The sequence below is a fragment of the Metallococcus carri genome, assembly GCF_011440275.1.
Classification (GTDB): Bacteria; Actinomycetota; Actinomycetes; order Actinomycetales; family Dermatophilaceae; genus Metallococcus; species Metallococcus carri.
Genome location: NZ_JAAOIV010000001.1, coordinates 270729 through 285334 on the forward strand (window position 1 = coordinate 270729; position 14606 = coordinate 285334).

11 protein-coding genes and 2 pseudogenes are annotated in these 14606 nt (G+C 69.3%); 8 read left to right on the forward strand and 5 right to left on the reverse strand.

The genetic code is table 11. The annotated features are described in order from the left end of the window. Positions 1–2: 2 nt before the first annotated feature. Entirely contained in the window at positions 3–1916 is a 1914-nt protein-coding gene (locus tag G9U51_RS01320) for a M3 family metallopeptidase (protein ID WP_166192050.1), read from the reverse strand. After that, positions 1909–2082, reverse strand: a pseudogene (locus tag G9U51_RS01325) (zinc finger domain-containing protein); the annotation flags it as partial. The pseudogene G9U51_RS01325 and the gene G9U51_RS01320, both read right to left, overlap by 8 nt. Positions 2083–2582: 500 nt before the next feature. On the opposite strand from G9U51_RS01325, the gene G9U51_RS01330 reads away from it, so the two are divergent. Together G9U51_RS01330 and G9U51_RS17960 are read left to right on the forward strand one after the other, a co-directional pair. Next, complete coding sequence (locus G9U51_RS01330) at positions 2583–3707, forward strand: hypothetical protein (RefSeq protein WP_144009639.1); 1125 nt, start codon at positions 2583–2585, stop codon at positions 3705–3707. Positions 3708–3851: 144 nt separating this feature from the next. Continuing rightward, positions 3852–4103, forward strand: a pseudogene (locus G9U51_RS17960) (NlpC/P60 family protein); the annotation flags it as partial. A 254-nt stretch (positions 4104–4357) separates the two neighbouring features. Here the strand turns inward: G9U51_RS17960 and G9U51_RS01340 are convergent. Then, positions 4358–5860: a multicopper oxidase family protein gene (locus G9U51_RS01340; protein ID WP_029144349.1), complete on the reverse strand. Its 1503-nt coding sequence runs from the start codon at positions 5858–5860 to the stop codon at positions 4358–4360. Between the two features lie 212 nt (positions 5861–6072). Next, on the reverse strand, positions 6073–6516 hold the full coding sequence (locus tag G9U51_RS01345) for a hypothetical protein (protein WP_029144350.1): 444 nt from the start codon (positions 6514–6516) through the stop codon (positions 6073–6075). A 150-nt stretch (positions 6517–6666) separates the two neighbouring features. Between G9U51_RS01345 and G9U51_RS01350 the strand changes: the two genes are divergently transcribed. Further along, positions 6667–6876: a heavy-metal-associated domain-containing protein gene (locus tag G9U51_RS01350; protein ID WP_029144351.1), complete on the forward strand. Its 210-nt coding sequence runs from the start codon at positions 6667–6669 to the stop codon at positions 6874–6876. Positions 6877–7022: 146 nt separating this feature from the next. Beyond that, the gene (locus G9U51_RS01355) at positions 7023–9302 is read left to right on the forward strand and encodes a heavy metal translocating P-type ATPase (protein ID WP_029144352.1); all 2280 of its coding nucleotides are present in this window, start codon (positions 7023–7025) and stop codon (positions 9300–9302) included. A 181-nt stretch (positions 9303–9483) separates the two neighbouring features. Here the strand turns inward: G9U51_RS01355 and G9U51_RS01360 are convergent, their stop codons facing one another. Continuing rightward, entirely contained in the window at positions 9484–10551 is a 1068-nt protein-coding gene (locus tag G9U51_RS01360; protein ID WP_029144353.1) for a flavin-containing monooxygenase, read from the reverse strand. Between the two features lie 170 nt (positions 10552–10721). Here G9U51_RS01360 and G9U51_RS01365 point away from each other — a divergent pair, with 170 nt between their 5' ends. The 4 genes from G9U51_RS01365 to G9U51_RS01380 are packed head-to-tail and all read left to right on the forward strand — an operon-like array spanning position 10722 to position 14486. Next, on the forward strand, positions 10722–11312 hold the full coding sequence (locus G9U51_RS01365; RefSeq protein ID WP_029144354.1) for a YdhK family protein: 591 nt from the start codon (positions 10722–10724) through the stop codon (positions 11310–11312). Between the two features lie 44 nt (positions 11313–11356). Then, complete coding sequence (locus G9U51_RS01370; RefSeq protein ID WP_084515714.1) at positions 11357–13549, forward strand: heavy metal translocating P-type ATPase; 2193 nt, start codon at positions 11357–11359, stop codon at positions 13547–13549. 11 nt (positions 13550–13560) lie between these two features. Then, positions 13561–13917 (forward strand): metal-sensitive transcriptional regulator, encoded by a 357-nt coding sequence (locus G9U51_RS01375; RefSeq protein ID WP_094458783.1) that lies wholly within the window; start codon positions 13561–13563, stop codon positions 13915–13917. Between the two features lie 44 nt (positions 13918–13961). After that, positions 13962–14486: a carboxymuconolactone decarboxylase family protein gene (locus G9U51_RS01380; protein ID WP_029144357.1), complete on the forward strand. Its 525-nt coding sequence runs from the start codon at positions 13962–13964 to the stop codon at positions 14484–14486. Positions 14487–14606 lie beyond the last annotated feature (120 nt).

Sequence of the window (14606 nt, forward strand, 5' to 3'; positions counted from 1 at the left end):
CGTCAGTCATCGAGCCAGTTCGCGTAGGCGTCGAAGGTGTACGGCCGGCCGAGAAAGTCCTCGACCAGATCGGCGGCATCCTTGCGACCGCCTTGGGCGAGGACCGTGTCGCGATAACGGTTCGCGACGGCCGGATCGAACAGATCGGCCCGGTCGAACGCGCTGAACATGTCCTTGGCGATCACCAGCGACCACATGTAGGTGTAGTAGCCCGAGGAATAGCCGTCCAAGTGCCCGAACGAGCAGTGGAAATGGGTGTCCTCGACATACGGGAAGACCGAATATGCCGCCTGCTTCTCCCGCAGCAACTCGGTCAGATCGGATGGCGAATCCCGGTGTGCGGCAACCGAAAGCGCCGCATAGAACATCTGGGTGCGTGCCTGGAACCCCTTGCCGAAGTCATCTGCCTTGCGCATCTTGTCGACCAGTTCGGCGGGGATGACGTCACCAGCGTCGTTGCGCGCGAAGGTCGCGAGCACGTCGTGATCCCACGCCCACTCCTCGAGCATCTGGCTCGGCGCCTCGACGAAGTCCCACTCGGTGGCCACGCCCGAGAAGCGCACCCACTCCTGGTCGCCGCCGAGCACCGTGTGCACCAGGTGGCCGAACTCGTGGAAGAGCGTCACCACCTCCGAGTGCTCCATCAGCCCGCGGCTGAAGTTGCACACCAGCACCCCTTCGGACAGCTGCCGACCGCTCACCCCTGGCGCGAGGGTGAACTGCGCGGCGTGCTTGTATTTGCCCTCGCGCGGATGCAGGTCGAGGTAGATCCGGCCGATGCGGGTGCCGTAGCGCACGACCTCGTATGCCGCGACGTCCTCATGCCACACCTGCGCATCGGCGACCGGCCGCCATTCGACGCCGAACAGCCGCGCCGTGACATCCAACAGACCCTGACGCACCGCCGGGAAGCGGAAGTAGGTGCGCGTCTCCTGAGCGTCGACGGCGTACTGCTCCTTGCGAACGAGCTCCGCGTAATAGGTGAGGTCGGCGGCGTCGATGTCGACGGCGTCGGGGCGGTCCAGACGCAGCCGGTCCAGCACCACCTGCTTGTCCGCGAGCGCGCGGTCCTTGGCGGCGGCAGAGATTCTGTCGACGAATTCCTGGATCGCCGCGCCGGTGCGGATCATCTTGACCTCGGCGTCGTAGTCCGCCCAGTCGGAGTAACCGAGCAGCTCGGCGTGCTCCTGGCGCAGCTGCAAAAGTCGTTGCAGCACAGCGTCATTCGCCGGCCAGGCGATGTTGAGCCGTTCCATCGTCATCGCCCGGCGGGTGTCAGCGGAGGCGCAGTAGGTAATGAGCGGGATCGAGTCCGGGTAGTCGGTGGTCACCGTCACCAGGCCGTCGTCACCCGCAGGATGAGCCTCCAGCCAGTCGGACGGCATACCCTCCAGCGCTTCGGGCGGGACGGAGATCGAGCGCACCCCGTTGCGAATGTTCTTGCTGAACTCCTGGCCGGCCTTGAGTTCGAGCTCGGCGAGCTCCTGCAGCCGCGTGCGGACGTGTTCCGGCTGGTCGACGCCGGCGCGGCGGAAATCGCGACGGATCTTGCCGATGAGCCGGGCGGCGTCCGCATCGAAACCCGCGTCGTCGACCCCATCGAGTATGCCGAAGAGCTCCAGGTCGAGACCGAGCTCGGTGGAATAGGCGTCGACCCGCTGCGCGTGCTCGTCGGCTGCATCGCGGACGTCGGCGTCGGTGTGCACCTGGGCGAAGAGCGACGCCGGCAGCGCCGCGTTGGCGAGCTCAATGGAGATGTCGTTCCAGGCGCGCAGCACGTCCATGCCGTCCGAGGGCGGCGACGACTTCAGCGCATCGACCAGGCCGCGCGCCCGCTCCAGACCTCCGCCGCAGCGCTCGTCCAGCCAAGTACCGGCATCGGAGGTGGGCAGGGCGATCGGGGTCAGCTCAGTCACCCTGCCACCTTAGAGATGCCGCGTCGGATCCACGCGGCCGTTGCTGGCAGCGCGGACAGCTGAACGACGAGCGATTCATGAACGCCTCGCGCCGGATCGGTGTGCCGCACCGCGCACACGGCCGCCCTTCCTGGCCGTAGGCGTGCAGCGACCGATCGAAGTAGCCCCACTCCACACGTTTGTGACATTGATCTACGCGAAGTGAAAATGGAAGCGTTTCTCCTTGCCAAAGGCTGGTTTCGGCCGGCTGGCGAGTGCCCGTAGCGGGCTCCACGCCGGTTCCAATCAATGACTTCTGTATCTCAACGTACATCGGCTCCCTTCCAAGGGAGAAGCCGGCAGCCGAGGACCACGCTGCGCCGTCGACACCGCCTGCGGTATCTGAGGTTTCTGGACGAGTCTGTGGCGACTGGATGGCGTGGCAGACCTGAGGATCGGCACTCATGACCTCGTGCGTCGCCATCCCGGACGAGAGCAGTGTCGAGCCGCCGGCTGGCACCCGCATCGTGTCGTACGCGGCTCGGCGTCAGAGCCCCCTGCCCCCTCGTCGGCGAGCGATCCGCGACCCACACGACTCGACCCAGCACGATCGCACAGAACCCTTGCAACTTATACCCTAGGGGGGTATGGTTCGATGAAATCGTCCCGCCGAAGGAGCTGAGATCCATGGATACGACAGCGGCAACTCCCAAGCTGACCCGAGACCCTCGACGGTGGGCAGCATCGACTACCCGGGAAGATCTGATCGCCGCCGCATTCGGACTGTGGCTGATGGGCGCTCTGTACACCGACGGCTGGGCTCATCTGAACGTGCCTGGCATGGAGACCTTCTTTACGCCCTGGCATGCCGTTCTCTACTCCGGCTTCGCCGCACTTGCCCTGTGGACGGCGCGACTGGGGTGGAAGCAGTGGCGAGCACGTCCCCACGAATCCGCATCCCAGTCATGGCCGCTTCGTGCACGGATGGCTTTCCCACCTGGCTACGGTCTCTCCGCGATCGGTGTCGGAGTGTTTCTGCTGGGTGGCGTGGGAGACATGCTGTGGCACACGTTGCTGGGCATCGAGACCGGCATCGATGCGCTGGTCTCCCCGACGCATCTTCTGCTCCTGGTGGGCGCGGGTCTCCTCGTCTCCGGCCCAGTTCGTGCTGACCGCCTCACGCGGCGCAGCGGTTCGCTCGTGTCCTGGCCGGCGGTGATCTCCTACGCCGTTGTCGCCGGGATCGCCGGCTTCTTCCTCAGCTACACCTCGGTTTTCGTCACACCGTTGGCCCGGATTCCGATGACCACGATCCCCGAAGGCGCTCCGGGTCATGAGGCCGGCGAAATGCCGACGTCACTGGGGCTGGCATCCTATTTGTTGACAACGGCATTGCTCACCGTTCCGCTGTTGATGGCCAGCAACGGCCGGCGACTCCCGACCGGGGCGATCACCATGCTCGTTGCGCTTGCGGCCATCCCGGGGGCCGCGTTGCAGAACTGGCAGAACATCGTGGCGGCGATTGCAGCCGTGCTGGGTGCTGCCGTCGCCGACATCGCCGTGTCCGCCGCACGGACTCGGCGGCCCGAACACCAGGGATGGGTTGCGGCAGTACCGCTGTTCGTATGGCCGGCACAGCTACTGGGACTGCATCTGAGTGTCGGGGTGGCATGGACCGTTGAACTCTGGGCCGGCGTGGTAGCCCTCACCGTTGTGGAGGCGGTGGTGCTCGGCCGGCTGCTGGTCACACCGCCAGATGATGCAGCCCAGCCCGCCACCCTGGGACACGGGCGATCACCGGCAACGCAGTGAAGCCGCCGGCCCCGGCTCCAGCGCAGCGGGGACCGACTCGACCAGCACCACCCCTAACTCGACCAGCGCTTCCGAGTTCACCGGCTTCCAGCAAGGGCGCGAACGGCAGTCGCCTTCGCCAAGTCCCAGCTCGGAAAACCCTACGAATTCGGAGCGACCGACCCCGGTTCATATGACTGCTCCGGCATCACCCAGACAGCCTGGGAAGCCGCCGGCGTCCAGATCAGCCGAACATCGCAGCCCCAATCCCGCGACGGCTCACCCGTCGCCATATCCGACTTTCCAAGCTGGCGACATCGTCTTCTTCTGCAACGCCACCGCACCCAGCGACGTCGGCAACGGAGTCATGATCCACACGCCGCGGCCGGGCAAATCGGTCGAGCACTCCAAGATTAGATGCATGCCGTTCTCCGGCGCACGACGACCCTGCTGATCCAACGCTTTGCCCCTTCTGGTCTGAAAGCGCCTCACGCCGCCGGGATCCTCTCCGTGAATCCCCTGTATGACCAGAGGACGCCGCTTGATCGCTCGATGGCCAAGAACCTCAACCAATTGGGTGTGCGCGGGAACCTGCAGCGGCCAACAACGACCCGTTTGCGCTTTGGCCCGTTTAACGCCGGGCCCCTTGGCCGCCGAGCTCGTCCGACAGGTCAACCCTGCTGGTAGGCGACAGCGGCCATCATCCCGGCCTCGCCGTGGTAGACGTTGTGGCAGTGCGTGAGCCAGCGGCCGGGGTTGTCGGCGTCGAACTCGACGCGGAGGGTCTTGCCGGGCAGGACGATGGAGGTGTCCTTGCGGGGCCCGCCGCCGGCGTGCTGGTAGGTGTGGCCGTGCAGGTGCATGGGATGCCACATCTTGGTGCTGTTCTTGAACTCCAGCGCGACGCGCTCCCCGTCGACGATGCCGAGGGCGTCGCGCATGGGCTGCTCCATGTCCATGCGCTTGCCGTTGATCGCCCAGTCGTACTTCTCCATGGCCCCGGTCAGCTCGAGGACGAGTGTGCGGTCCACGGCGCGCTTGGGCAGGGCGACCGCGCCGGTCGCCTTGAGGTCGGCCGCGGTGGCGGGAGCTTTCGTCTGCGGGAGCTTCGCGCCCTTGGCCGGGGCGCTGCCGGATCCGGTGCGCAGGACGGCGACGGCCTGGTCCTGCTTCCCGAGGGCTTCGGCCATGACGGCGAACGCGCCGTCGCCGACGGTGATGACGGCGTCGTAGCGCTCGCCCATGCCGAGCACGACGCTCTCGGCCTCGTGCGGCTTGACCGGGTAGCCGTCGGTGTGGGTGATGGTGAGCGGGTGCTCGGCGACGCCGAACCGGAAGGCGGTGTCGCCGCCGGCGTTGATGATCCGCAGTCTGATCTTCTGGCCCGGCTTCGCGGTGAAGGTTTCGGGGTCGGCCGCTGGCCTGCCGTTGATCAGGTAGAGCGGGTAGTAGACGTCGCCGGCGTCGCCGCCGAGCAGCGGCGAGGTCGCCCCCATCAGGGTGTTGCCCATCCGCATCGGCCCCATGTCCATGCCGCCGTGGTCCATCATGCCCCTGCCGAGTTCCTTCATCACCTGGTCGGGTGTCGCGGTGACGCCGTCGAGCCAGTCGTCGAGGACGATGATCCATTCCTGGTCGTAGTCGGCCTTCTCGTTGGGGTCGTCGATGATCAGCGGCGCGTACAGGCCGCGGTCGAGCTGGGTGCCCACGTGCGGGTGGAACCAGTAGGTCCCGGCCTGCGGGAGCGCGAACTGGTAGGAGAACGTCCCGCCTGGCTCGACCGGCTTCTGGGTGAGGTTCGGCACCCCGTCCATGTCGTTGCGCAGCGCGAGCCCGTGCCAGTGCACGGTAGTCGGGTCGGGCAGCTTGTTGGTGAGGGCGACCTTGAGGGTGTCGCCGACGTTGCCGCGGATCGGCTTGGTCGCCGACGCTCCGGTGAAGGCCCAGGTCTTCGCCTCTTTCCCGGCCAGGTCCACGGTGGCCGGTTCGGCGGTCAGGGCGCGCTGCACGGTCGCGCCGGTGCGGCGGCGCTTGGATTCGGCCTTCGCGACGGCGGCGCTGTCGGGCCCGACGAACGAGGTGGGCTTGCTGGTGGAGGTGCAGCCGGCGAGGCCTGCGGCGGTGAGGGCCAGTGCGCCGGCGAGGAACTGGCGGCGGTTCAGGTCGGTGTGCATGGTTGAACGATGTCCTTCTGTGTCGATGGTGAGCGGTGCCACGGGCATCGGCCTCGACGCGCTCGACGACCACGGTTGATCGGATGCGCAGGCTCGAGGGCCCTCGGGAGAGGGGTCAGCGCCATCTGGGCGCGATGCCGTCGCAGATGCAGGGCAGGGTCATTGGCCTGCCCCCGATGGGCAGGAGCGCCGATGAGGGCGCTCCCCGCTGCTCACGTTCGATAGATCGACAGTTCCAGGTGCGACAGGGCCAGCCTTCGGGGCGTCTGGAGCAACAGCACCGGCTCGGGCGCGGGGCCGAGCTCGGGCAGGGTCGCGGCGAGCGGGGCCGGAAGGACGGGGATGCTCTTGCCGGTGGGCCCAGGGACGCAGGTGGAGCCTGAGCCGCTGCTCATGGCACCCGCGCAGCCGCCGGAGCCGTGGACCATGCCGTGCGATCCGGACGTCGACGACGAGGGGACGGCCGCCTCGGCGGTCAGAGCTGGCGTCGCCGGGGCGGAATGCTTCATCGAGGCCATGGGGGCGCTCATGGCCGTGGCCCCGGCACCGCTGACCAGCGAGTGCATGCCGAGGAGGCCGGCGATCAGCAGGGCCGCGAGGACGAAGAGCTGCAGCCGGTGCCGGCTGCAGCGGGGTTCGGCGGTCGCGGTCTCCACGCTGCACAGCATACCCCGGTGGCGTATCCCGTCTCCAACGGAGGATCCGTCGACGAGGCGCACGCCCCGCCTTGCGAGAATACCCAGCAGGGGTATACGGTTACTCGTACGCGGTACCCACCGGGGGTATCTCTACTGAGGAGGCAATCGATGGCTGCGAACGAGTACCAGGTGACGGGCATGACCTGCGGGCACTGCGAGATGTCGGTCCGCGAGGAGGTCAGCGGGGTCCCCGGCGTCGAGGACGTCGAGGTCAGCGCGCAGACCGGCAAGCTCGTCGTGTCCGGCTCCGGCGATATCGACGACGCGAAGGTCCTAGCCGCTGTCGAGGAGGCCGGCTACACGGCCGTGCGCGCCTGACGACACCACCACCAGCGCGGCTCACGCTTCCCGTCGACTCCGATGGCGACGGGGGCTGAGCGCGCACCACTGATCGCACGGGGTATGACTGCCCTGCGCACGAGCCGGACGCCGCAGAGCCCGGAGGAGAGAAAGGACGGCAGAGGATGACTGCACCAGCGCCGCTCAGCGCGGACGCCGGCATCGAGCTGGAGATCGGCGGGATGACCTGCGCCTCGTGCGCGAACCGGATCGAGCGCAAGCTCAACAAGCTCGACGGCGTCACCGCGTCGGTCAACTACGCCACTGAGAAGGCCAAGGTCACCGTGCCCGCGGACTACGACCCCGCGCTGCTGGTCGCCGAGGTCGAGAAGACCGGCTACACCGCGGCCCTGCCCAAGCCCCCGAGCTCGACGACCGCCGAGTCGGCTGACGGCGAGAGCGAGGAGGCCGACCCGGAGCTGACCTCGCTCAGGCAGCGGCTGATCGGGTCGATCGTGCTCACCGTCCCGGTGATCGCGATGTCGATGATCCCGGCCCTGCAGTTCACCTACTGGCAGTGGGCCTCGCTGACCCTGGCCGCGCCGGTGATCGTCTGGGCGGGCTGGCCGTTCCACAAGGCGGCGTGGACCAACCTCAAGCACGGCACCGCGACGATGGACACGCTCGTCTCGATGGGCACCTCGGCGGCGTTCCTGTGGTCGCTCTACGCGCTGTTCCTCGGCCACGCCGGCATGCCCGGCATGAAGCACCCGTTCGAGTTCGCCCTGGCCCGCTCCGACGGCGCGGGCAACATCTACCTCGAGGCGGCCGCCGGGGTGACGATGTTCATCCTCGCCGGCCGCTATTTCGAGAAGCGCTCCAAGCGCCAGGCCGGCGCGGCGCTGCGCGCGCTGCTCGACCTCGGAGCGAAGGAGGTCTCGGTGCTGCGCGACGGGGCCGAGGTCAAGATCCCGACCTCCGAGCTGGCCGCGGGCGACGACTTCGTCGTCCGCCCGGGCGAGAAGATCGCCACCGACGGCACCGTCGTCTCCGGCACCTCCGCGGTGGACGCCTCCATGCTCACCGGCGAGTCCGTGCCCGTCGAGGTCGGCGAAGGCGACCCGGTCACAGGGGCCACCGTGAACGCCGGCGGCCGCCTGGTCGTCCGGGCGACCCGCGTCGGCTCGGACACCCAGCTGGCGCAGATGGCCAAGCTCGTCGAGGACGCCCAGTCCGGCAAGGCCGCCGTCCAGCGGCTGGCCGACAGGATCTCGGGCGTGTTCGTCCCGATCGTCATCGCCATCGCGCTCGTCGCCCTCGCGGCATGGCTGATCTCCGGGGCCGGCGTCTCGGCCGCGTTAACCGCCGCGGTCGCGGTCCTGGTCATCGCCTGCCCCTGCGCCCTCGGCCTGGCAACCCCCACCGCCCTGCTGGTCGGCACCGGCCGCGGCGCGCAGCTGGGAATCCTGATCAAGGGCCCCGAGGTGCTGGAGTCCACCCGCAAGGTCGACACCGTGGTGCTGGACAAGACCGGCACCGTCACCACCGGCAAGATGACGCTCGTCGAGGCGATCGCCGAGCCCGGCACCGACCGCGCCGAGCTGCTGCGCCTGGCCGGGGCGCTGGAGGACGCCTCCGAGCACCCAATCGCCCAGGCCATCGCCAAGGGCGCGGTCCAGGAGGTCGGGCAGCTCCCGACGCCGGAGGACTTCGCCAACGTCGCGGGCAAGGGCGTGCAGGGCGTCGTCGACGGCCACGCCGTGCTCGTCGGCCGCGAGTCCCTGCTAGCCGACTGGTCCCAGCACCTCTCCCCCGACGTCGCCGCCGCCAAGGCCGCAGCCGAGGCCGAGGGCAAGACCGTCGTCGCCGCCGGCTGGGACGGGCAGGCCCGCGGGATCCTCGTCGTGGCCGACACGGTCAAGCCGACCAGCGCCGAGGCGATCCAGGGCCTTAAGGGCCTGGGCCTGACCCCGGTGCTGCTCACAGGAGACAACGAGGCCGTGGCCAAGCGGATCGCCGCCGAGGTCGGCATCGACCAGGTCATCGCCGAAGTCCTGCCCAAGGACAAGGTCGACGTCGTCGCCCGCCTCCAGGGCCAAGGGAAGGTGGTGGCGATGGTCGGCGACGGCGTCAACGACGCCCCGGCGCTGGCGCAGGCCGACCTCGGCCTGGCCATGGGCACCGGCACCGACGTCGCCATCGAGGCCTCCGACATCACCCTCGTGCGCGGCGACCTGCGCGCCGCGGTCGACGCGATCCGGCTTTCCCGCAGGACGCTGGGCACGATCAAGGCCAACCTGTTCTGGGCCTTCGCCTACAACGTCGCGGCCATCCCGGTCGCGGCCCTGGGCATGCTCAACCCGATGCTCGCAGGCGCGGCGATGGCCTTCTCCAGCGTCTTCGTCGTCGGCAACAGCCTCCGCCTGCGCGGGTTCCGCAGCATCGTCCCGGTCCGCGCACGATGATCCGGCCGTGATCAGCGGCGGCGAGACCGGCGTGGGCCGCGGTCCATCAAGCCTTGCGCTGAGCGGCGCAAGTCACGGGGCCCAGACGGGCGCGCGAGCACCGGGCCATCGGTTCACCGCGTGTGCGCCCGGACCTGGTCGGTCATACACGGTCCTGCGTGACGGCGTTGGAGATGGCCTTCTAGCTGTGGCCCGGCAAGGTTGTCGTGATCTGCTGGGCGATGGTTCGAGCGTCGTGTTGGACGAATCCCAGCAAGGCCGATCCGATTGTGGTCTGCCACGGTCGGCCGACGGTGTAGAGGCCGGCAGCGCCGGTCACGACACCGCGCTCGTGTCGGAGCCGCGACCAGTCGTCCAGTACGCCATCGATCCCGATCCAGGAGTCGTCGATCACGAAACCGGTTGCCCACAGGACCGCGTCAACTTGCAACGACGAACCGTCGCTGAACCCGACGAGCCGACCTTGACCGCCGACCAGCCGGGGCCGGAAGGAGACGCCGCGCTGTGTCAACTGGCGGCGGGACGAGCCGATGACGGTGCCGTCGTTGGCCTGCATCTTCCTGCCCAGCGGGCTGTTGGCCGCGACCCGGAGCAGCCCGAGGCGATCCTGCCACCAGAAGATGTCCCGGCCCAACGGTCGCTGCGGCACGCAGGCGTTCTGCCGGCCCTCCGACAGCACGACGCGTCGACCGGCAGAGGCCAGTTCGGCAGCGATCTGAAAGCCGGAGTTTCCGCCGCCGACCACGAGCACGACGCCATCAGGAAACCGCGTCGGGTTGCGGTAGTCGGCCGTGTGGACCTGGACCACCGCGGCCAGGCCGGTCGCCACGGGTGGCACGAACGGCTGGGAGAACGGCCCGGTGGCGATGACCACCTGCCGCGCGGTGATGGTGCTACCGGCAGCGGTGCGTGCTCGGAAGTGGTCGCCTGAGGTTTCGAGCCGGGTCAGGCGGGTGTTCAGGCGGAGGGGCGGTTCCAGCCAGGTGGCGTAGCTGCCGAGGTAGTCGGCCACCTGATCCCGCCCCGGGTAGGTGTCGGTCGGTGCAGGGAACGCCCGGCCCGGCAGGTTCGCGTACTGAGCAGGTGTGAAGAGCTTCAGCGAGTCCCACCGCGAGCGCCAGCTGTGGCCGATCGCCGGGCCGGCGTCGACGATGAGAAAGTCCACGTCCCGCTGCAGCAGGTGGTAGCCCACCGCCAGCCCGGCCTGGCCGCCACCGACGACCAGAACCTCATGATCGACAGCTGTCATCAGCCCGGCAGCTCACTTCCGCTCGTGTCGCCCGCCATGCGTCGATCCAAGCACAAGCGGCGCTCTCCTGCCCGGGGCGCGGCCAACAACACGATGACCACGTTGATGGAATACCCCATAGGGGTATATGGTTGCTAAGACCAGGATCGAGACGAGGATACGGAGTCCACATGCGAAAGCGACTGACAGCAGCACTGGCCGCGGGAGTGCTCGGCGGAGCGCTGGCCCTCGCCGGATGCACCAGCGCCGGCCAGGACCATCAGGGCCACGGCAGCAGCTCAGCCAGCACCCCGGCCAGCAGCGACGGCGGGATGGACCACTCGTCGATGGAGCACCCCATGGACGGCGGGCCCGCGCCCGCGGGCATCAAGACCGCCGCCGCCCCGAAGTACCCGGTCGGCACGAAGGTGATCCTCACCGCCGACCACATGATGGGCATGGACGGCGCGAAGGCCACCATCGTCGGGGCCTACAGCACTTACACCTACGCGGTGGACTTCGCCCCCACCACCGGCGGCGAGCCGGTCAAGGACCACAAGTGGGTCGTCCAGCAGGAGATCAAGGACGCCGGTAGCAAGCGGCTGGCCGACGGCACCGAGGTCACGCTGGAGGCCGAGCACATGAAGGGGATGAAGGGCGCGAAGGCCACCATCGCCTCCTCCACTGACGAGACCGTCTACATGGTCGACTACGAGGCGGGCGGCATGAAGATGACCAACCACAAGTGGGTCGTCGAGAGCGAGATCAAGCCGGCCGCCTGAGCCGGCCACCACCGCAGAGCAGTGCCCGGACAAGGGAAGCAGCAATGACAGATCCGAACGCGCACCAGCACCACCACGGCGACGCCGCAGACGCAGCCGCCGACAGGGGACACGCTGTCGCGACCACCGTGCCCGGCCATGGGGATGACCCGCACGCCGGGCACGAGGGCCACGCCACGCATCAGGGGCAGCACGGCGACCACGCCGCGCACGACGAGAAGGGAGACCGCGCCGGCCATGGCGGTCATGGAGGCCACGGCGACCACGTGGGCCAGTTCCGGCGGCTGTTCTGGATCAACCTCGTCATCGCCGCTCCGGTGGTGGCGCTCTCGCCGATGTTCGCGATGCTGCTGGGCTACTCGGTGCCCGGCTGGTCGGGCTGGGTCGCAGCGGTGCTGGGCACCGTCATGTACGCCTGGGGCGGCAAGCCGTTTCTCACCGGTGCCTGGAGCGAGCTGAGGAGCCGCAAGCCGGGGATGATGCTGCTGATCGCGCTGGCGATCACCGTGGCGTTCTTCGCGTCCTGGGCCGCCACCCTCGGGCTGGTCGACCACGAGCTGGAGTTCTGGTGGGAGCTGGCGCTGCTGATCGTGATCATGCTGCTGGGGCACTGGATCGAGATGCGCTCCCTGGCCCAGACCACCTCCGCGCTGGACTCCCTGGCCGCGCTCCTGCCCGACGAGGCCGAGCGCGTCGAGGGCGACGACGTCGTGAAGGTCGCGCCGGCCGAGCTGCGCGTCGGGGACGTCGTCATCGTCCGCCCCGGCGGCAGCATCCCCGCCGACGGCACCGTCGTCGACGGCCGCGCCGACATGGACGAGTCGATGATCACCGGCGAGTCCCGGCCGGTCGCCCGCGGCGAGGGCGACCCGGTCATCGCCGGCACGGTGGCCACCGACTCCGGCCTGCGGGTGGAGATCACGGCCACCGGGGACGACACGGCCCTGGCCGGCATCAACCGGCTCGTCGCCGAGGCGCAGAGCTCGTCTTCCCGTGCCCAGCGCATCGCCGACCGCGCCGCCGCGTGGCTGTTCTGGTTCGCCCTCGGAGCGGCTCTGATCACCGCGACCGTCTGGACGCTGGCCGGGTCCCCCGACGACGCGGTCGTGCGCACCATCACCGTCCTCGTGATCGCCTGCCCCCACGCCCTCGGCCTGGCGATCCCGCTGGTCGTCTCCATCGCCACCGAGCGCGCCGCCCGCGGCGGCGTCCTGGTCAAGGACCGGCTGGCGCTGGAGTCCATGCGTCAGGTCGACGCCGTGCTGTTCGACAAGACCGGCACCCTGACCAGGGGCGAGCCCACCGTCACCGGCGTCGAGCCGACCGGAGACCTGGACGCCGACCAGGTGCTCGCCCTGGCAGCCTCGGCCGAGGCCGACAGCGAGCACCCGCTCGCCCGGGCCATCGTCGCCGCCGCCAAGGACCGCAGCCTCGCGTTCGAGCCCGGCAGCGGCTTCACTTCCTCGCCCGCCGTAGGCGTCACCGCGACCGTGGCCGGCCACGAGGTCCGCGTCGGCGGGCCCCGGCTGCTCGAGGAGACCGGACAGTCCGAGATCGACGCGGCCGACGCCTGGCGCGGCGAGGGCGCGATCATCCTGCACGTCCTGCGCGACGGGCAGGTGGTCGGCGGGCTGAAGTTGGCCGACGAGGTCCGTCCGGAGTCCCGCGACGCCGTCGACGCCCTGCACCGGCTCGGCGTCGAGGTCGTCATGATCACCGGCGACGCCGAGGCCGTGGCGAACGAGGTCGGACGGGAACTCGGCATCGACCGCGTCTTCTCCGGCGTCCGTCCCGAGGACAAGTCGGCGAAGGTCGCCCAGCTGCAGCACGAGGGCAAGAAGGTGGCCATGGTCGGCGACGGCGTCAACGACGCCCCGGCGCTGGCCCAGGCCGACGTCGGCATCGCTATCGGCGCGGGCACCGACGTCGCCATCGCCTCGGCCGGGGTCATCCTGGCCAGCTCCGACCCGCGCTCGGTGCTCTCGGTCATCCAGCTGTCGAAGGCCGCCTACCGGAAGATGAAGCAGAACCTGTGGTGGGCCGCCGGCTACAACCTCGTCTCCGTGCCGCTGGCAGCCGGCGTCCTCGCACCTGTCGGATTCGTGCTGCCGATGTCGGTCGGGGCGATCCTGATGTCGCTGTCCACCGTCGTCGTCGCCCTCAACGCCCAGCTGCTGCGGCGCATCGACCTCACCCCCGAAGCCAGCACCCGCTCCGTCCTGGAGCGCCAGAAGTGAAGGACACGCCCATGACACTCGACACCACCACAGACGGCATCGGCACCGTCAGCCCCGCCACCGGGGCCGACGCCGGTGCACACCAGCACGGCTACATCAGCGACAAGGACCGCTACCTGGCGCGCATGAAGCGCATCGAGGGCCAGGCCCGCGGCATCGCCAAGATGATCGACGAGGAGAAGTACTGCATCGACATCCTCACCCAGGTCTCGGCGCTCACCCGAGCTCTGCAGGGCGTCGCGACCGGATTGCTCGACGACCACCTCAAGCACTGCGTCCTCGACGCCGCCAAGCTCGGCGACGACGGCGCGGCCATCGCCAAGATCCAGGAAGCCACCGACGCGATCAACCGGCTCGTCCGGTCCTGAGGCTCGACGAGCAGCGCACCCGCGCACACCAAGGAGAGGGACCCATGCCCCGTTTCGACCCGCTGACCGCCGAGACCGCCGTCGGCTCGTCCCGGGACCTGCTCGGCGAGCTCGTCGAGCGCCACGGCACCGTGGGCGACATGGTCTCCACGATGGCCCACTCCCCGGCCGTCCTCGGCGGCTACCTGCAGCTGAGCCGGGCCATGCGCCGCGCCAAGCTCGACCGGAGGATCAGCGAGCTGATCTCCATCGCCGTGCAGGCGCAGCAGGGCTGCGGCCTGTGCCTCGACGCCCACGTCGCGGCCGCCCGCTCCCTGGGCGTCGCCGAGGAGGAGATCAGCCTCGCCCACCAGGGCACGTCGAGCGATCCCGCCATCTCGGCGATCATCCGGCTCGGGCTGCAGGTCTATCGGGAACCGACCTCCGTCACCGACGAGCAGATCGCCGAGCTCCGCGCGTTCGGCTACAGCGACCGCGCGATCGCCGACGTCGTCGGCGTCGTCGCGCTCAACATCCTCACCGGCGCGTTCAACCTCGTCGCCGGGCTGGGACCCGAGGACCAGCACTGACGCCCGAGGGCATTCTCTTCGGCGACCCGACTGTGCACGGGGCCTTTCGACCGGCGGGTGCGGGCCGCGTCGTCGGCCTCGCACCGGCTGGCCTGGCAGCGGGAGCCGTGCTCGCAGCAG

Coding starts and splice junctions, on each gene's coding strand:
- G9U51_RS01350 (WP_029144351.1), top strand. CDS start 6,667: ATGGCTGCGAACGAGTACCAGGTGACGGGCATGACCTGCGGGCACTGC.
- G9U51_RS01355 (WP_029144352.1), top strand. CDS start 7,023: ATGACTGCACCAGCGCCGCTCAGCGCGGACGCCGGCATCGAGCTGGAG.
- G9U51_RS01330 (WP_144009639.1), top strand. CDS start 2,583: ATGGATACGACAGCGGCAACTCCCAAGCTGACCCGAGACCCTCGACGG.
- G9U51_RS01340 (WP_029144349.1), bottom strand. CDS start 5,860: ATGCACACCGACCTGAACCGCCGCCAGTTCCTCGCCGGCGCACTGGCC.
- G9U51_RS01365 (WP_029144354.1), top strand. CDS start 10,722: ATGCGAAAGCGACTGACAGCAGCACTGGCCGCGGGAGTGCTCGGCGGA.
- G9U51_RS01370 (WP_084515714.1), top strand. CDS start 11,357: ATGACAGATCCGAACGCGCACCAGCACCACCACGGCGACGCCGCAGAC.
- G9U51_RS01380 (WP_029144357.1), top strand. CDS start 13,962: ATGCCCCGTTTCGACCCGCTGACCGCCGAGACCGCCGTCGGCTCGTCC.
- G9U51_RS01360 (WP_029144353.1), bottom strand. CDS start 10,551: ATGACAGCTGTCGATCATGAGGTTCTGGTCGTCGGTGGCGGCCAGGCC.
- G9U51_RS01375 (WP_094458783.1), top strand. CDS start 13,561: ATGACACTCGACACCACCACAGACGGCATCGGCACCGTCAGCCCCGCC.